This is a genomic window from Collinsella sp. OF02-10, from assembly GCF_003463445.1.
Classification (GTDB): domain Bacteria; phylum Actinomycetota; class Coriobacteriia; order Coriobacteriales; family Coriobacteriaceae; genus Collinsella.
The window spans coordinates 49508-67702 of the sequence record NZ_QSCW01000006.1; the positions used below are offsets into that span (position 1 = coordinate 49508).

16 protein-coding genes are annotated in these 18195 nt (G+C 61.2%); 10 read left to right on the top strand and 6 right to left on the bottom strand.

Going from position 1 to position 18195, the window contains the following annotated elements; translation table 11 throughout:
* Positions 1-96: 96 nt before the first annotated feature.
* The 3 genes from DXA43_RS04450 to DXA43_RS04460 all read left to right on the top strand — a co-directional run bounded on the left by DXA43_RS04450 (position 97) and on the right by DXA43_RS04460 (position 2047).
* Positions 97-768 (top strand): nitroreductase family protein, encoded by a 672-nt coding sequence (locus DXA43_RS04450; protein WP_117806374.1) that lies wholly within the window; start codon positions 97-99, stop codon positions 766-768.
* Positions 769-851: 83 nt separating this feature from the next.
* On the top strand, positions 852-1394 hold the full coding sequence (locus DXA43_RS04455) for a histidine phosphatase family protein (RefSeq protein ID WP_055252053.1): 543 nt from the start codon (positions 852-854) through the stop codon (positions 1392-1394).
* Between the two features lie 17 nt (positions 1395-1411).
* A complete protein-coding gene (locus DXA43_RS04460) occupies positions 1412-2047 on the top strand; it encodes a histidine phosphatase family protein (protein WP_117806375.1) in 636 nt (211 codons plus the stop codon).
* Positions 2048-2178: 131 nt separating this feature from the next.
* Here DXA43_RS04460 and DXA43_RS04465 read toward each other — a convergent pair whose 3' ends face one another.
* Both DXA43_RS04465 and DXA43_RS04470 read right to left on the bottom strand, forming a co-directional pair.
* Positions 2179-2862 (bottom strand): DUF1015 family protein, encoded by a 684-nt coding sequence (locus tag DXA43_RS04465; RefSeq protein WP_117806376.1) that lies wholly within the window; start codon positions 2860-2862, stop codon positions 2179-2181.
* A 39-nt stretch (positions 2863-2901) separates the two neighbouring features.
* Positions 2902-4122, bottom strand: coding sequence for a M20 family metallopeptidase (locus DXA43_RS04470; RefSeq protein WP_117806377.1), 1221 nt, complete (start codon positions 4120-4122; stop codon positions 2902-2904).
* Between the two features lie 223 nt (positions 4123-4345).
* On the opposite strand from DXA43_RS04470, the gene DXA43_RS04475 reads away from it, so the two are divergent.
* Positions 4346-5326 carry a hypothetical protein gene (locus DXA43_RS04475; RefSeq protein ID WP_199580526.1) on the top strand — a complete coding sequence of 327 codons (981 nt, stop codon included), beginning with the start codon at positions 4346-4348 and terminating at the stop codon, positions 5324-5326.
* A 350-nt stretch (positions 5327-5676) separates the two neighbouring features.
* Here DXA43_RS04475 and DXA43_RS04480 read toward each other — a convergent pair whose 3' ends face one another.
* From DXA43_RS04480 to DXA43_RS04490, 3 genes are all read right to left on the bottom strand, one after another.
* Entirely contained in the window at positions 5677-6840 is a 1164-nt protein-coding gene (locus DXA43_RS04480) for a phosphoglycerate dehydrogenase (RefSeq protein WP_117806379.1), read from the bottom strand.
* Between the two features lie 69 nt (positions 6841-6909).
* Entirely contained in the window at positions 6910-8034 is a 1125-nt protein-coding gene (serC, locus tag DXA43_RS04485; RefSeq protein ID WP_117806380.1) for a 3-phosphoserine/phosphohydroxythreonine transaminase, read from the bottom strand.
* A gap of 226 nt (positions 8035-8260) precedes the next feature.
* Positions 8261-9862, bottom strand: a complete 1602-nt coding sequence (locus DXA43_RS04490) for a potassium/proton antiporter (protein WP_117806381.1) — start codon at positions 9860-9862, stop codon at positions 8261-8263.
* 253 nt (positions 9863-10115) lie between these two features.
* Between DXA43_RS04490 and DXA43_RS04495 the strand changes: the two genes are divergently transcribed.
* On the top strand, positions 10116-10955 hold the full coding sequence (locus DXA43_RS04495; protein WP_117790707.1) for a metallophosphoesterase family protein: 840 nt from the start codon (positions 10116-10118) through the stop codon (positions 10953-10955).
* A gap of 355 nt (positions 10956-11310) precedes the next feature.
* Here the strand turns inward: DXA43_RS04495 and DXA43_RS04500 are convergent, their stop codons facing one another.
* Positions 11311-12885: a lipopolysaccharide biosynthesis protein gene (locus tag DXA43_RS04500; RefSeq protein WP_233540016.1), complete on the bottom strand. Its 1575-nt coding sequence runs from the start codon at positions 12883-12885 to the stop codon at positions 11311-11313.
* Between the two features lie 379 nt (positions 12886-13264).
* Here DXA43_RS04500 and pckA point away from each other — a divergent pair, with 379 nt between their 5' ends.
* The 5 genes from pckA (at position 13265) to DXA43_RS04525 (ending at position 17878) form a co-directional block, all read left to right on the top strand.
* The gene (pckA, locus tag DXA43_RS04505; protein WP_199577059.1) at positions 13265-14935 is read left to right on the top strand and encodes a phosphoenolpyruvate carboxykinase (ATP); all 1671 of its coding nucleotides are present in this window, start codon (positions 13265-13267) and stop codon (positions 14933-14935) included.
* A gap of 227 nt (positions 14936-15162) precedes the next feature.
* Complete coding sequence (locus tag DXA43_RS04510; RefSeq protein ID WP_117641034.1) at positions 15163-15882, top strand: B3/4 domain-containing protein; 720 nt, start codon at positions 15163-15165, stop codon at positions 15880-15882.
* A gap of 172 nt (positions 15883-16054) precedes the next feature.
* Positions 16055-16504, top strand: coding sequence for a MarR family winged helix-turn-helix transcriptional regulator (locus tag DXA43_RS04515; protein WP_022093866.1), 450 nt, complete (start codon positions 16055-16057; stop codon positions 16502-16504).
* Positions 16505-16623: 119 nt separating this feature from the next.
* A complete protein-coding gene (locus DXA43_RS04520; RefSeq protein WP_117641033.1) occupies positions 16624-17478 on the top strand; it encodes a DegV family protein in 855 nt (284 codons plus the stop codon).
* A gap of 79 nt (positions 17479-17557) precedes the next feature.
* Complete coding sequence (locus DXA43_RS04525; RefSeq protein WP_089572047.1) at positions 17558-17878, top strand: MGMT family protein; 321 nt, start codon at positions 17558-17560, stop codon at positions 17876-17878.
* The last annotated feature ends 317 nt before the right edge of the window (positions 17879-18195 follow it).

Here is an 18195-nt window from a genome sequence, read left to right on the forward strand (position 1 = left end):
TAATCAACAGCTGTAGAACATTACGCCGCTGTATGTAATTGCCTACGTTTTAGGTTAGATTTTCCTAAGGACAATTGGCTTGTATTGGGGGTCCCTATGAACGAAGCAGTTCCCGCGGCGCCGGTAAGCGCAGAATCGATGGCAAAGCAGGGTTGCGAAAAGCTCGGCTTGGACGCGTTTGATGCGCTGGTCCGTCGTGCCCGTACGTGCCGCCGTTTTGACGAGTCTATGCGCGTGCCGCGCGAGTTTTTGCTTGAGCTGGCGGAGCTGGCGCACCTGACCCCGTGTGGTGCCAATGCTCAGCGTCTTCGTTTTCATGTGGTGAGCGGTGCCGAGGATTGCGTGCGTGTATTTGATGAGCTTGCATGGGCCGGCGCGTTTAAGGATTGGCCGGGTCCTGCCGAGGGCGAGCGCCCGACCGGCTATATCGCGATTCTGGCCGAGCGCGCCGTTCCGGGCAAGCCTGCCGCTCCCATTACCGAGGTCGACACGGGCATTGCCGCGCAGACGATGATGCTCGCCGCCCGCAGCGCCACGCCCGAGGTGGCAGCCTGCATGTTCAAGGCCTTTACGCCCCGCGCGATCGAAGCCATGGGGCTCAATAACGACAAGTATGAGCTCAAGCTGATCATGGCGTTTGGCGTTCCGGCCGAGACACAGGTGATCGATGCGATCGATTCCAACCCCGACGGCTCCATCAATTATTGGCGCGACGAGGCGCAGGTGCACCACGTACCCAAGCGTCCGCTTGCCGACGTGCTGCTGTAGTTGTGCGTCGTTGCGGTGCAATCCGGCGGCAAAATCACCACAAAGGCTCCTGTCCCCTTTGTGGTGGTACGAGGGGAGGGTGTGTGGCAGATCTGTATTTGGTGCGGCATGGGCAGACTGAGCTCAATGTGCAGAGCATTTTGCAGGGCTGGCACGATTCGCCGCTTACGGCGCGCGGGCGCGAGCAGGCGCTGACGGCGCGTACGGCGTTTGCGGCGCGTGGCGTGGCCTTTGATCATGTGTATTCCTCGCCGTTGGGCCGGGCGCGGCATACGGCCGAGCTTATCGTTGGCGAGGGCCGTTCCATTGAGCTGGTCGATGACCTGCGTGAGTGGCATTTTGGCTCGCTGGAGGGCACATCAAATCGCGAGATGCCGCCGCAGCCCTGGGGCGATTATCCTGTTGCCTTTGGCGGCGAGTCGGAAGTGCAGCTTCAGTCGCGCATGGTCGCGGCGCTGTCCCGCATCATGGCCAGGCCGCAGCACGACTGCGTGCTGGCGGTTTCCCATGGCTCAGCCTGCCAGGAGTTTCTTGAGTATGTGACTGGCGGGGGAGAGCTGCCCGACAACGGTGCCGTGCTTCATTTTGGCTATTGCGACGGGGCGTTTTCGCTTTTGGGTTGGTAACGAACGAAAGGACCCCTATGAATAAAGATCTGTATCTGGTCCGTCATGGACAGACGATATTCAACCTTAAGCGTATCATTCAGGGGTGGAGTGATTCGCCGCTTACGCAGTTGGGTTGCGACCAGGCGGCGCGCGCCGGCATGTTTTTACGTGCGCGCGGCATTGAGCCCAATCATGCCTACACCTCTACGCTTCATCGCACCGAGCAGACTATCGCCAACTTGTGGCCGGGCTTGGCGTACGAGCGCCTAGACGGCCTGCGTGAGTGGTTCTTTGGCGACTTTGAGGCCGAGCGCGTGATGCTTATGCCCGAGCGCCCGTGGCGCGACTTCTATCGGCAGTTTGGCGGCGAGGGCCAGATCCAGGTGCGCACGCGCATGGTGGCGACGCTGACCGATCTTATGCAGCGTCCGGACCATACGTGCGTGCTCGCGGTAAGTCATGGCTCAGCTATCAAGGAGTTTTTGGACCACGTGCGGGGCGCGGCGGCCGACGAGCGCGAACGCGTGCCGGGCAACTGCTCAGTGCTGCATTTTGCGTTTGACGATGCGGCCGATACGTTTGAACTGGTCGAAGTCTTTACGCAGGAAGACTACGCGCGCGAGCTGGGGCTTGAACCGCTGGTGGCGACAGCGGGTCCGCGACGCGGGTAGCGTGGGTGTGGCGACGCAGGTCGCCGACATAATTGCTCCATGCGAAAGGGGCGGGGATGCATGTGCATGTATTGCATTCCCGCCCCCTGTTTGTTGAGCTGCCGATTTTTGTGCTGGGCGGTCTGGTCTTGCTAGAACCGCGCGACCTGGTGGGTGAGCAGGCCCATCGGGACCCGCTGCGCGGCGCCGCTGACCTGCGCGGCGGGGAAGAGCACGGCAACGGTAAAGTTGAACGGCTCCTTGCCGGTGTACGTTCCGGCGGCACGGGCCTCATCGGCTAGCAGCTGCGACGCCCCGGTCAGAGCGGCGGCGTAGGCGGGGTCGTCGGCCAGTGCCGGCTCCGGTGCTTGGTCGAGCATAGCGCGGATGGCCCCGACGGCGTCCTCGCGCTTGACCTCCCACACGCGATGTGTGATGCCCGCGGGATCGGTGACGGCGTAGAGCGATGCGCCCTCTTTGGCAGCGCTCAAAATGATATCCATGACGGGCGACGCCTCGTAGGCGAGCGACACGGGGCGCGGCTGAACTTTGAGTTCGGCGATCGCGTGCGCAGCGGCGGCCACGTCAGCGCTGGCATCGCCCTTGCCGCCCGCAAGTACCCTCGTCGGGCAAATCGCCACGACGCCCGTCACGCGACCCGGCTCACCCGAGCATTCGTACACGTAATACGCCGCGCCTGGATCCTTGAGCATTAGGCCGTCAGCAATGGCGCCGCGCAGGGCGTCGTTGCCGCTCAGGATACCGCCCATCGCAGGCAGCGCCTCGAGCACACGGTCCTGAGCCGGGCGGATGCAGGGAAACGGAAGTGCTTTCATGGGCGGTCCTAACGCGCGAGTCGGTTTGTTCGCGGCTTATTATGCCCCAACTTGGCCGTTCGCGTCCCAGAGCACGTTATCGGCGAGCGCGATTAGCACCTGCTGACAACGATTGATATCGGCGTGGGGCACATACTCGTTGGGCTTGTGCGCGAGCGCGAGCGATCCGGGGCCGTAGCTCATACAGTTGCGGTTGCCCGTCTTGCCGGCAATGACGGCGGTATCGGTGTAGCCGGTAAAGAAGCCGACGGTCGTGTCCGCGTCCGTTACGTCATCGGCGGCACGCTTGAGCGCTGCTAGAAGGGGAGAGTTCGGGTCGCGCTCGATGGCGGGGCGGTCGCCCGTCACGGTGTAGCTGCCATGGCAACCGGGAACGGCGGCTTCGGCGACGGCGATGGCATGCTCGACCATATTGATTGCGGCGGCCGTATCGGTCGGCGGGGTCAGGCGCATGTCGACCCAGACTTTGGCGCGGTCGGGTACGACGTAGGGGCGATATCCGCCCTCGATTTGGCCAAACGTGATGGTCGAAGGCCCCAGCTCATCGTGCGCGGGCAGCGCCGCAAACGCGCGACGAAGCGAACACACGACCTCGGCCATGGCGGCGACGGCATCCGCGCCCTTCCAAGGCTGGCTCGCATGCGCCGTCACGCCAGCCATTTCAATCTCGAACCACGTACGCCCCTTGTGCGCCACCTGGATCTGCCCGTCGGTGGGCTCGGTGTCCAGCACCCATTCGCGCGAGCCGACCCAGCCGGCATTGATGGCCGCCTCGGAGCCGCGCATAAAGTCTTCCTCGTCGACCGAGCAGATGAGCGAAAAGCCGCGGCGTGGCAGCGCGCCATCCGCCGCCACGCGCTCGAGCGTATGGACCAGTGCGGCAATGGCGCAGGCCAGGCCACCCTTCATATCGCAGGCACCGCGGCCATAGAGTTTATCGTCGCGCACAACCGCCCCAAGCGGTGCGATGTCTGCGTCCCAGCCATCGCCCAAGGTGACGGTATCCATGTGGCAGATATAGACCAGCCGCGGCTCGTCGCTTTGGCCCGGCACGGTGACTTTAAGGTTGCGGCGCCCGGGCAGCACTTCGAGCTCCTCAATCTGCACGGCATCGAGCGCAGAACTATCAAGTTGTGCCAGCTGCTGCTCAATGAGCCTCTTAATGAAGCGCTCAATTTCATCCTCATACGCGCCCGGGTCTGAGCTGTCGATCCGCACGAGTCCTTGCGTAAGCCGCCAGGCAAAGTCCTCATCAACCATATGCAACCTCACAATCAGTTTGCTTTCCAAACCGATTGTAAGCCTCCTGAGAGATCCGCGACGTGGGCGTGGCAGTATTTACCGTTCGCAGGCCGAGCCAGCGCGTTTGCCGTCCGAGCGGGTTCACAAGCGACGCAGCGGGTACGTACCCTTCATGGACGACATGCCGTGCGACATATCTGCCTTTCGGTATCACCGGATACCTCCACAGGTCTTGGCAATAATGCCGGACCTGCCCGATTCTGCGGACGATCCGCGCAGGGAGCACCTATGTGAGCATCCGCTCGTCACGCATTTCCTGGGCACCCCGTTACACGTGTTGGCGCAGGGCAGCTGCGGACGTAAGGGCGATCGCATTGTCAGGCATGTTTGGAACGGGGAGAGGCCGTTTGATTCCGTGCGGCAGACGGAGTTTGGCCTCGATGTTGCGTCCCCACTCTTTACCCTGCTGACCCTGGCTTCCTCGGTCTCAAACGAGCGTCTAATCATGTGCATGTATGAGATGTGCGGCACCTTTGCCGTGTGCAAGATTGCACCTCAGGTAAAGTCGGCACTTGAGCAGGCATACGGGGGCCGGTGGGGTGACGCACGGTCGGGCTGGGAAAACGTAAAGGATGTCTCGGGGAATCCAACGGACTTGTGGAAACGACCTCCCTTGATCGAGCTCTCTGAGCTTACAGAGTTCGTCGATAAGGTCCGGGGGCTCCGCGGCGCTAAATCGTTCATACGAGCCGCGAAATGCATTACGGGGGTGGCAGCATCGCCGCTCGAGGTCCAGGCTTCGATGCTGTTTGGCCTTACGAGGTTGCGCGGCGGCGAAGGGCTGAGCCTTACCAATAACGTTGAGATTCGTATGACGCGCAGCGCCCGCCTGATTTCGGGGCTTGATAGGCGCTATGCCGATATCCTGCTGGCAAATAAGGACGGCAGTCGAGAGTGTCTGGTTGAATGCCAAGGTAAAGCCATTCACGGATCCATTGAATCCAAGATCTCGGACTCCGATCGAACGACGGCCTTGCAAGCCATGGGATATCCCGTCGTTCTGATGACCTATGGTCAGCTGGCCGACTTCGATGCCTTCCGCGTGGTGATGGAGCTCATCATGTCCTATCTCGATGTGCCGCTGAAAGACAAGACGCCGCGACAGCAGGAGCTCGAACGGCGGCTTCGTGAGGAGATTTTTATCGATTGGGCGGGAATGTAGTCGCGCGGTGGGTAAACGGTAGCGCGAGCTAGAGTTCTGGTCGCAAAAAGGCTTCAATTTTGCCTTGGAGGGACCCTAAAAATGCTATCTAGAATAAGTTGTTTCGGAAAATAGACAGTCAACTTACATTCGGCACATAGAGACCGATTTTTACCTACTAAAGTCCCTGATAAAGCTGTTTATCAAAGCGGGCGTGCTTAGCGACTGGAGCCTCACTATCGATTATCTGAAAAAACTTGTTCTGGGTATCATTTTAAAGACGTCCGGAGCAACAAAATCGCCCCCCGTTTCGTGAAAACGGGAGGGGGCGAATGGGCTTCGTGGTCTGTCTGGCAGGCTTGGCACCGGCGCTATTTAATCACGCGCACGCGATACATCGACGGAATCTGCTTGAGCGCCTCGATCGTGCTGCCGTCCAGGTGCTCATCGGTGTCGAACATGGTGTAGGCGTTCTCGCCAGCGGACTCGTTGGTCATGCGCTGCACATTGGCGTTGTCCTTGGCGAGAATGGCCGTGATCTGGCCGATCATGTTGGGCACGTTGGCATGCAGGCAGGCAATGCGGCTTGCGGCGCGCGCCTTGCCCATGCTGCAGGCGGGGTAGTTGACGCTGTGCGCGATGTTGCCGTTTTCCAGGTAATCCTTGAGCTCGCTGATGGCCATGTCGGCGCAGTTGGCCTCGGCCTCGCCGGTGCCGGCGCCCGAATGCGTGGTGATAAACGTATTGGGCATCTTGACGGTCTTGGGCGTGGCAAAGTCGCAGCTAAACCAGCTGAGCTTGCCCTCGCGCAGGGCGGCGTCGACGGCGTCCTCGTCAATGATGGTCTCGCGCGCGTAGTTGATGAGCACGGCGTCGGGCGCCAGCAGGTTAATCTGCTCGGTGCTGATCATGCCGATGGTGTCTGCCTTGCTGGGCACGTGCACGGTGAGGTAGTCGCAGCCGCGGCACAGATCCTCGAGCGTGCCCACGCGCTGCACCTCGCGGCTCAGCACCCACGCGTGCTCGACGGAAATGAACGGATCATAGCCGTAGACGTCCATGCCCAGGTCGACGCAGGCGTTGGCGACCTTGGAGCCTACGTTGCCCAGGCCGATGACGCCGATGCGCTTGCCCTTGAGCTCGCGGCCCACAAAGGCCTTTTTGGCCTTCTCGGCGTCGACCTGGATCTCGGGGTCGTCGGCGTTGTCGCGCACCCAGTTCATCGACTGCACGACGCCGCGGCTCGAAAGCACCAGCATGCCCAGGACGAGCTCCTTGACGGCGTTGCTGTTGGCACCGGGGGAGTTAAAGACGACGACGCCCTTCTTGGCGTACTCCTCGACGGGGATGTTGTTGACGCCGGCGCCGCAGCGGGCGATGGCGCGGATGCCCTCGGGCAGCTCGTGGCCGTGCAGGTCGGTGGAGCGCATCAGAATAGCGTCGGCCTCCTCGGCGGTGCCCACAAACTCGTAGCCCTCGCCAAATTCGACTTTGCCGTCCTTGGTAATGTCGTCGATGGTTTTAATCTTGCGCATGAAAAACTCCTTAGCGGATTTGTTTATAACAAGTGGTTTGAAGTGGCTGGTCGGCCCGCTCGTTGCGGGCTAGTTAGATCGCGGTCTCAAACTATGCTGCGCTTCGAAGTCCTTCATATACGAGGCCAGTGCCTGCACGTCTTCCATGGTGACGGCGTTGTACACGCTGGCGCGCATGCCGCCGACGAGGCGATGGCCCTTGACGTTTTGAATCTGGTGCTCGGCCGCGCCTGCGACAAAGGCGGCGTCGAGGTCGGCATCGCCGGTACGGAACGTGACGTTGGCGATGGAGCGACTGTCTGTCTGTGCGGTGCCGTGGAATAGTTTGCTGTTCTCGAGCAGGTCGTAGAGCAGGTTGGCCTTGGCCCAGTTGCGCTCGGCCATGGCGGCAAGTCCGCCGGTCTGTTCAACCCAATGGAACACCTTGCCGCACACGTAGATGCCAAAGGTGTTGGGCGTGTTGAGCATGGAGCCCTTGGCGGCCTGGGTCTTAAGGTCCATGTACTGCGGCGTCTGCGCAAAGGCTGGACCGTCGGCGATCAGGTCGTCGCGCACGATAACCACGGTGACGCCCGCGGCGCCGGCGTTTTTCTGAGCGCCGGCGTAGATGAGTCCGTAGCGCTCGACGTCGAGCGGCTGCGACAAAAAGCAGCTCGAGACATCGGCGACCAGCGGTACGTCGCCGAAGTTAGGCAGCTCGTGGTACATGGTGCCAAAGATGGTGTTGTTCTGGCAGATGTAGACGTAGTCGAGCCCGCCGCCCGCGGCCTCGGCGGCAATGCGCGCGTTGATGTCGGCCATGGCGGGAATGCGGTCGAAATTGGCGTCCTCGGAGCTCGCGAGCAGCACGGCCTCGCCGTACTTGGCGGCTTCCTTGTACGCCTTGTTGGCGAAGTTGCCGGTCACGACGTAGCCGGCGCGGCCGCGGCGCATGAGGTTCATCGGGATGCCCGCAAACTGCAGCGTGGCGCCGCCCTGCAAAAACAGAACACGGTAGTTATCGGGGATGCTCAGCAGGCGGCGCAGGGTTGCCTCGGCGTCGTCGATGATCTGCTGGTACATGCTAGATCGATGGCTCATCTCGAGCACGGACATGCCGCAACCGTGGTAGTCCATCATCTCGTCGGCGATCTCGGCGAGCACGCTGGTAGGCAGCGCGGCCGGGCCAGCTGAGAAGTTGTGCACACGTGCCATCTTCTAGTTCCCCTCGTAGTCGTTTGAACGTTCGGGATACTTTAGCACAGTGCAGCGTCAGGCGCGACCGCATCACGGTAAAACTCGAGTGCGCCGCTATGATTTACAGGATGGTTACATGGGGGAGGGGTGCTTTACTCCTCGGGCAAATCCAAATCTGCGAGCGAAGGCATGAGGTTCTCTAGGCGCTTGATTTCTTCGTCGCAAATTAGCTAACCCCTGGTCACTACGATGCCAGTGTGGCGATGACAGCTTCGTCGCCGGCGTGGACTTGGGTGTTGCCGTCGGGGATGATCGTTTGGCCTTCGCGCTTGAGCATCACCACGATAAACGGGTGCTTGCCCTGCGGCACGTCGCGCAGGCGCTGACCGGCCAGGCGACCGTGGGGAGTCACGGTGACCTCGCGCAGCGTAACCTCGGCACGCTCTTCAAACGTTGGCGCGGCCATAACCAGAAGGTCGCCTTCTTCGATCACGGTATCCCCGTTGGGCAGCACCGGGTGCGCTCCATCGCGCAGCACCAGGACCACGAGCATATCCGTCGCACTGCCAATATCCGCGAGCGAGCGTCCGGCAAACGGATGGCCCGCGCCCACCTTGAGCTTGACGAACGACATACCGTCCTCGTCGCGGTAATCGTTAAAGGTGCGGCGCACATCGCCTTCCGCGTCGATCATGTCGAGCTTCTTTGCCACCGCCGGCAGCAGCGAGCCCTGCACCACAATGCTCGACACAGCAATCACAAACACCAGGTCAAATAGGTCGTGACCGCCGGGAATACCGGTCACCACGGCAAAGAGGCTAAATACGACCGAAGCCGCGCCGCGCAGACCCGCCCAGCTTATGAGCGCTACCTGGCGAGGGTTCGTCTTAAAGGGCGCCAGCAGCACGCCAACGGCGATAGGGCGGCTCACGAAGAGCATAAACGCCATGAGCGCCAGACCCGGTAGCAGCATTTGCGGCAGGCGTGCGGGCGTCACGAGCAGGCCCAGCAAGAAGAAGATGGTCATCTCGGCCATTTCGGTGAGGGTATCGAAGAAGTGCGCCATCTCGACCTTGCCGGTAATGTCGCTGGCTCCCAGCACAATACCGGCCAGGTACACGGCCAAAAAGCCATTGCCGCCCAGGTAACTCGGCAGCGCGTAGGCCACGATGGCCACCGCGAACAAGAAGATGGTCTGCGCGCCCTCGGCCGTTGCGCGTGCGCGCTCTATCAGGCGGCTGGATGCCCAGCCGATGGCAAGACCCAACCCCACGCCTAGGATGATCTGCTTGGCCAGCAGCACGGGGATGTTAATGTCGCCGCCGGCCGCGAGTGTGGCGAGCACGGCGGTGAGCATGTAAGCGACGGGGTCGTTGGAGCCCGATTCGACCTCGAGCAGCGAGTCGGTGCCGCCCCTCAGCGACAGGCTGTGCTCGCGCAGCACGCTAAAGACGCTGGCCGCGTCGGTGGATGCCACGACCGATCCCAACAGCAGGCCACCAATCCAGTCAAAACCCAGCACGAAGTGCGCAAACGCACCCGTAATGCCGGCAGTGATGACGACGCCGAGCGTGCTCAGCAGTACCGCGGGCACGGCAACGGGTTTGGCACGGTCGATATTGGTGTTAAAGCCGCCGTAGAACATGATGAACAGCAGCGCCGTGCTGCAGACGGTTTCGGTGAGCGCATAGTCGCTAAAGTCGATGTGCGCCGGACCGTTGACGCCCAGCAGCATGCCGAGTGCGATAAAGATGAGCAGGGTGGGGAAGGGGAGCTTTTTGCCGACGGGTTTGATGGTCAGACACAGAATAATGACGAGGCCGATAAAGAGAAGGATCTGGTTCATGGATAGTGTCCGCTCCTGGGTGGTTGGCGTGGCACGGTCAGTTGCCTGCGGTTATTTGTACCCAAAGATGGTGGGTTTATGGGGTTAGATTGCGGGCGTGCGCGATATCGTCATAGACGGCTGCCGTCTTTGCCTCTGCTCGGAAACCCTTTCCAGCTTTATTGCAACGGAGTACAATGGGTAACGTTTAAGTTCAACTTGAAGTTTTAGTTGCGGTTCCGGGCTTCGGTCGCAAGGTAGGGAAAGGCGTTCCATGGCGATCTATGTGACATCTGATGCTCACGGACACGTGCATGCGCTTGACGAGGCCCTGTCTAAGATCTCGTTGACGTCCGACGACACGCTGTACGTGCTGGGCGACATGATCGATCGCGGGCCCGATCCGGTCGGCGTTATTAAGCTCGTGCGCTCGCTGCCTAACGCCCGCGTTCTCAAGGGCAATCACGAGCAGATCATGCTCGATGCCATCATTGGCCAGGATCCGCTCGATGCCGAGACCTGGGATATCAACGGTGGCTGGACGACGCGCGAGCAGCTCAACGACATGGAATTTGAGGCATACGAGGAGCTCGTGCGATGGATGGCCGCGCTGCCGCTCTACGCGGTGGCCGAGACCGAGGAGCGCCCGTATCTGCTGGTACATGCTGGAATCGAGATGAAGGCGGCGCGCGCGTTTTTACTTGAGCATGGCGTCGATTGTGCCGATGGCGTCGGAGCGGTGGGTGCCGATCGCGAGCTGCTGCAGCAGATGCTCGCGGTGCAGTCGTCCGATGACCTGCTGTGGATTCGTCACGGCTATTGGGATGCGCCGACGGGACTGCTTTCTGCCGAGGGCGAGGGTCCGGTCGTGGTGAGCGGCCACACGCCCACGGTGTCGCTTGGGCGCTATTGCGAGGTTGGCGGCCTGGCGGGGCTTGATGAGGAGTCGGGCCGCGGGCAGATTGTGCGCCTGGGTGGCGAGGATACCGCCGGCGTGCCCGATCGTATCGATATCGACTGCGCCGCCGCCACCGGCTCCGAGTTCGGCCGCGTCGGGATCCTGCGCCTGGATGATGGCGCGGAGTTCTACGCGAATATCAACCCAGGCGAATAATCGGTGCAAAGGGTAGCTAATTTGGGACGGAGCTTTTTTGACTACTTTCGGAGAATAGCGCCTTCTTGCTCGGTAAGCGCGAGAAATGAGGAACGTCTGCGTCCTCGGCAGTGCGAAAATGCTCGAAAAACCGTCGCAACGGAGTCAAACGACGTTGCGACGGTTCTTTTTTGGCTGCCCGCTGGCTAAGTGAGTAGACTTTTTTGGAAATGCCGAGCAGCCGGCAAATTTGCCTCAACAAAACCGCAGGTCACTGACTTGTGTTTTGCCGGTGTGGTCAGGGATTCGGCAAAAGTCTACTCACTTAGTTTTGCGTGTCGCAAATCGTCCGCAACGAGACCCCCCATTGCGCCAATTAGGCGCCGTACGGGTTGCGGTCGCGCTCGATGCGTTGGCGGATGTGGGCGTATTCGATAATCAGCAGCACCAGGAGTAGGGCCATGATGGCTAGGTAGCTCACCACGGCGCCCATCAGACCCAGCAGGTTGATCAGGATCACCGGCAGCACTACGCTTACGGCGAAGCAGATCAGGTAGATTTTGGTGACGTCGCCGGCATGGCGCAGCACCGTGATGATGGCGTAGAGAAAGTCGATGGCCGCGGTGACGCCGCCGGCGACAACCATCAGCAGTGCCAGCGTGCGGTAGCGCTCAAAATTGAGGCCGTACATGAAGCTCATGAGGGGAATACCGGGACCTGCCATAAATGCGGCGCACACGCTGGTGATGACCACGATCAGTGCCATAACGGCAACAATAATCAGGTCAAAGCGACGACGCTTGCGAGGATTAGCCCAAATGCTCGACAAACGCAGGAGCTGCGGTTTATAGATAAATCCAATGCTCAACAAAATAGCCTGCGCCGGAAAGAACAGGGCATTAAAGTACAGCTGATACTTGTAGGCCAGCGTGCCTTCCATCACGAACTTGGGCATGCTCTCGATAAGGTTGAACAGGAACAGCGCGCCAAAAAGCGGGGCGCACTGGATAAACAGGTGACCGACCTCGCGCAGGCTCACGCGGCGCGATTTTTCGGTTTCGAGCAGGGCGAGCGGCGCGGTGACCAGAACGAGCGAGGCGATCGCGGTAACACCCATGGCCATGGCGGCGATGGGCATGCTGCGCGTGAGGAACAGTACCACGCTAAAGACCGCGATGACGCCGACGGATCGTAGCGTTTGGCTCATGCCGGCCAGGTAGAGTTTGTCGGCCTGCTGCAGGCGGCCCTCGTACACGTCGGCAATGCCGTCGATCACCTTATACAGGTAGACGCCCAGGCCGATTGTGGCCATCTGCGCATCGTAGCCGCGGGCGCTGCTGTATACCAGGCCGCATGCCAGCGCGAGCGCTCCGCAGATCCAGCGGTTGAGCTGGTAAGAGGCAAAGGACGTCTTTTCGTCGATGTCCGAGACCTGGAAATTGCGCACGCCGTAGTTGCACGCGATCATGATGAGCGTGCCGGTGACAAAGGCGATGGAGAATTTGCCAGCCTCCTCGGCGCCCACGAGCTGTGTGGACACGATGGTGAGCAACGGAAACGCCATGCCCCATACGGCGGTGCCCAGGGTATTCCAAAGGTAGTCGCGACGGGTGGCGTGATCTTCGTACTCGGCTTCTTGCGTGGAGAAGCCGCCGCCGTAGACGGCTCCGAGCAGGCGGTTCCACCAGGCATTGACCATGCGGTGGATGGGGCCGGGCTGGCGATCGCGCTCGCGGCGACGGCGTGTGGCCTGGCTGCTGTCGGGACCGCCGGCGTTACGCTGGCTTAGCTCTTGGATTCGTGCGAGCTCCTCGGCGGTGTGCGATGCGGGGAACAGGCCGTTCTCGATGCGTCCGCCCTGCCCGTGCGCCCCGTCCGATACGGTGGGGTCGGCGACGCCATTGCGGCGGGCGATGGCGCGGCGAATGCTATCGATGGGCGTGATGCTCAAAGCGGAGTCCTTTCTATTGCTGCGCTCTAGTATAGACGCGACGGTGTTCGTTCGTGTTTTTGAACAGGTTGTTCGATAATTTCGGCGGCGCCATTCAGTAGCCGGCACTCGGGGACGTTCCTTATGTGCCGGCACTTTAGGAACGTCCCCGAGTGCCGGCATCCGGGGACGCTCCTTGGTTGTTGCCTGTTCAAGAGTGTCCCCAACGATTAGTCGTTTAAAAACGTCCCCAATGACTAGGCCGCTTGCCTGCGATTTTTGACCGTTGGGCGGGCTTGCCGCCCTTGCCGCAAAAACGTTTTTGCATATCGGGTACAACGGGCTTTACGTGAGTAAAGTGCGCGTCGTGTCCTCGTGTCGCGTTTTTAAAGGAGGCCCCATGCCTGGTGTTACCCCTGCAGATGTTTTGTCCAACTTTGGTATTACGCTGGTCGAAGATCCCGCCGAGAATCAGCCCCGTCTGCTGGTCGATCTACCCGCCGCGGAGCTCGTCGAGCACGCTATCCGCCGCGAAGAAGGCCGCATGGCATCCAACGGCGCGCTGGTGATCGAGACGGGGGAGCGCACTGGTCGTTCCCCCAATGACCGCTTTATCGTTGACACGCCCGACGTGCACGACAAGATCGCCTGGGGCGCCGTCAACCGACCGCTTTCGATCGAGAGCTACGAGACCATCAAGGCCGGCATCGTCGACTACCTCAACGAGCGCGACGTGTTCGTCACCCGCGGCATGGCCGGCGCCGACCGCAACCACACGCGCCGACTGCTCGTCGCCTGCGAGCGCGCCAGCCAGGCACTCTTCATTAAGCAGATGCTCGCCCGCCCGCTTGCCCGCGAAATCGCGCGCACCGGCGAGCCGGACTTCTGTGTGCTCGCCGCGCCGGGCTACCAGTGCGATCCCGCCATCAAGGGCCTCAACTCCAGCGCCGCCGTGGTCATCAACTTCCAGGAGCGCGTGATTTTGGTCGCGGGTACCGGCTACTCCGGCGAGATCAAAAAGTCCATCTTCAGCGTCATGAATTACCTGCTGCCCGTCGAGGACGACGTGCTGCCCATGCACTGCTCGGCCAGTATGGATCCCGTCACGCACGAGACCGCGGTGTTCTTTGGCCTGTCGGGCACCGGCAAGACCACGCTTTCGGCCAACCCCACGCGGCTGCTGATCGGCGACGACGAGCACGGTTGGTCCGACATGGGCATCTTCAACATCGAGGGTGGCTGCTACGCCAAATGCGAGGGCCTGGACGCGTTCCACGAGCCTGAGATCTTCAACGCCGTCCGCTTTGGCGCGATCTGCGAAAACGTGGTGCTCGACGAGAGCCGCAAGCCCAACTACGATGACGTCTCGGTCACGCACAACACGCGCGTGGCCTACCCTGTGGAGCACATTCCCAACGCGTGGACCAAGGGCATGGGCACCACTCCGAGCGTCGTGCTGTTTTTGACCTGCGACGCCTTTGGCGTGCTGCCGCCCATCTCGCGCCTGACGGCCGACGCCGCCATGTATCACTTTGTGACGGGCTTTACGGCCAAGATCCCCGGCACCGAGGTCGGCGTCACCGAGCCCACGCCCACGTTCTCTTCGCTGTTTGGCGAGCCGTTTATGCCGCTCGACCCCATGGTCTATGCCAAGATGCTCGGTGAGCGCATCGCCGACGGCCGCACGCGTGTGTACCTGGTCAACACCGGCTGGATTGGCGGCGGCTACGGCGTGGGCCATCGCATCGAGCTTGCCTACACGCGCGCCCTGGTGGCCCGCGCCCTCGACGGTACCATCGAGGACAGCGAATTCGTGCATGACGATATCTTTAACGTTGACATTCCCACCACGTGCCACGGCGTGCCCGACGGCATCCTGGTGCCGCGCCAGTACTGGCAGAGCACCGCGCGCTACGACGAGGCGGCGCACAACTTGGCCGTGATGTTCGAGGAGAACTTCGAGAAGAAGTACTCGCACCTGCCCGAGTCCGTGAAGGCCGCCGGTCCGCACGCTCAGGTGCACGCCGACGCCCGTCATCGCGGCCGCGGCCTGCTGGGACTCCGACACTAGCGTCGCCGCGAGTCCATATCCGCCACAAAGGGGACAGGCACCTTTGTGGCGGTTTTGCTTGGGCGAATGACTCGGGTTACAATACGCCTGACATATCGCCCCCTTCTCCGGATGGGGGCAGCGTAAGCGCTCTTGTGGCGGCACCGTAGGACTTTGAAGGTGGCCGTCGTAAGAGCGCTTTTTGTTTAGGCACCCGGGCTCGGGCGCATGCTATGAAGGGAGAGCACATGAAGAGTTTCGTTGCCGAGGATTCGTTTTGGGAGCTATTTCCGCAGGCGGCTGTCGGTGTTGTGGTCGTAAAGGGCATGAAGCCCGCGGCTCAGATTCCTCAAGAGGACGTTGATGCGATTGCCGCGTTGCTCGACCGCGCCAATATCGATGCGGAGCGTCACCTGACGAGTGATACCATCAGCGAGAATGCGCCGGTTAAGGCATGGCGCGAGGCATATCGCCTATTCAAGACCAAGAAGGGCGCGCGTTGCTCAATTGAGAACCTGCTCAAGCGCGTGCTCAAAGGAAAGCCGGTGGGCCACATTACGCCCGCGGTGGACATCTACAACACGGTGTCGCTGTCCTACGCGCTGCCCGTAGGCGGCGAGGATTTGCACGCGATTGAGGGAGACCTTTGCCTGAAGGTGACCGACGGTGGCGATTCATTTCTGCCGCTTGGCGAGGAGACAGATGACCCGACGCTGCCCGGCGAGCTCGCCTACATCGATGATGCGGGCGCCGTATGCCGCTGCTGGAACTGGCGCGATGGCGTTCGAACGGCGTTGTCCGATGATTCGGCCGATGCTTTCCTGGCGATTGAGTGCGTGGAGCCCGAGCGGATGGGGGATTGCCAGGCCGCGATCGATCGCTTAGCCGAGCTGCTCGAGCGCTATCTGGGAGCGACGGTTGTCGTTAAAACGCTTGTGACCCGCGACAATCCTTGCGTGGGGCTGTAGCGAAGTCTGCGGATCAAACTCGATGCCCCAAACCACCACAAAGGTGCCTGTCCCCTTTGTGGTGGTTTTTATGTTGATGGGTTAACAAATGGGATATTTGGGTACGGGTGTTGCCTTGTGCGGCTAAGATGTTTACCCGTTAGCATCATGTAAGCGAAAGGCGGTCGTCACCATGCAGCAGAACGACGAGACACGTTTTGAGGACTTTGTCGGACTGATCAGCGGCCTCTACAAGGAGATTCAGCGTATCAAGACGTCCGAAGGCGCAAGGCTGGGCCTCAAGGGCTCCGACGTTATGTGCCTGTACTATCTTGAGCGCAGCAAGGACGGCCTGACTGGCGCCGACCTCGCCCGCATGGCCGGCGTTACCCGTGCCGCCGTTTCGCGCACACTGGCACATCTGGAGGAGGGCGGCTACGTCGAGGTTGACGACTCGGGTGATGCGGCCGTCAAGTATCGTGCTCCGGTGCGCCTGACTGCCCTGGGCGGCGAGAGCATGAGCGAGGCCGATCGCATCATTCGCGAGGTGCTCGATACCACCGGCAAGGCCATGGGCGTGGAGCAGCGCGAGCAGATGTATGCATCGCTGCGCACGATCCTCAACACCCTGCGCGAGATCTAGAGCCGCGCTGGCGCTAGCTTTCAGCCAAGAACTGCATCGTCCCGTTTGAGCGCGTACGCCGTGCCGGGACATTGCTGTCAAAATTCCCTGCGCGAGACCTGCGCAAGAAAGGATTCGTTATGTCCGTCCGCATTATTACCGATTCCGCAAGCGATATGTCGCCGGCGGAGCACCCCGCTCTGCGTGTTCTGCCGCTGTCCGTCACCTTTGGCACCGATGTGTATATGGATGGCGTCGACATCGATCACCAGCGCTTTTACGAGATGCTTGTGGAGCGCGATGAGCTGCCCAAGACCGGTCAGGTCAACCCGTACGCCTTTTCGCAGGCGATTGCCGAAGCGCGTGAGGCCGGCGATGAGGCCGTGATTATTACCGTGGGAGCCAAGCTCTCGGGCACCAACCAGAGTGCTCGTACGGCACTTGCCGAGGCGCCGGGCGGCGACATGTTCGTCGTGGACAGCAATAACGTGACCTTGGGCGAGCGCGTGCTGGTCGAGTATGCGCTGCGCCTGGTGGACGAGGGCCAGGGCGCGGCTCAGGTTGCGGCGGCTGTCGAGGCCGTGCGCGACCGCGTGGTCGTCATCGGCCTGCTCGAGACGTTGGAGTACCTGGTGCGCGGCGGTCGCCTGTCTGCTGCGGCCGGTGCCGTGGGTACGCTGCTCAACGTAAAGCCCGTGGTGGCTGCCGAGGACGGTCTGATCGTGCAGCTGGGCAAGGCGCGCGGTTCCAAGAACGGACGTAACCTGCTCAACCAGAAGGTCGAAAAGGCGGGCGGCATCGACTTTTCCATGCCGCTGGCGCTCGGCTATACGGGCCTTTCGGATGCGGTGCTCAAGAAGTATATCGAGGACAGCGCGGCACTGTGGGCTGGCCACACCGAGGGCGAACTGCCCGTTCACACCATCGGCGCCACCATCGGCACCCATGTAGGCCCCGGCGCCGTAGCCGTAGCCTTCTTCCAGCCCGTTAACTAGCCCACCTGCCAAAACCACCACAAAGGGGACAGGCACCTTTGTGGTGGTTTATGCTATTCCGGGTGGAAGGGAGCGAGCAATGGCGTCTGAGGGCTTTTTTGAGCGGGTGTACGAGGTGGTCGAGCAGATTCCCGAGGGGATGGTCGCCACGTATGGTCAGGTGGCGCTGCTTGCTGGACGTCCACGAAGTGCGCGGTACGTGGGGTATGCCCTGCATGGCAATCCGCGCCCCGGCGAGATTCCCTGTCACCGCGTGGTGTTTGCCGATGGCCGCATATGCGATGGTTTTGCTTTTGGCGGTCCCGATGCTCAACGTGAGCTTTTGCTAGGGGAGGGTGTGGCGTTTAAGGACGACATGCACGTCGACTTGGCCGCCTGTCGCTGGCCTGCAGGGCTCTAGCGGCTCTGCCGTGGTTAAAACCACCACAAAGGTGCCTGTCCCCTTTGTGGTGGTTCTAGTTTACCTGAGCTAACTTATGGAGAAGCTATGGGGGAACATATTGACGCTACAAAGTAAACCACGGTGAACTATATTGTATTCAGCAACGGAGCAGGCAATAGGCGATGAAAAAGCCTGCCCTGTTGAGTTTGATTCGCATTCCTCCCCTCTGTGCGATTCAACGGTGTACTTCGGGAACAGGCCCGCTGGCAACTAACTGCCAGCGGGCCTGTTCCTGTTTTTCGGGGGAGTGCAATGGGCAGAGCCGAACCGGTCGG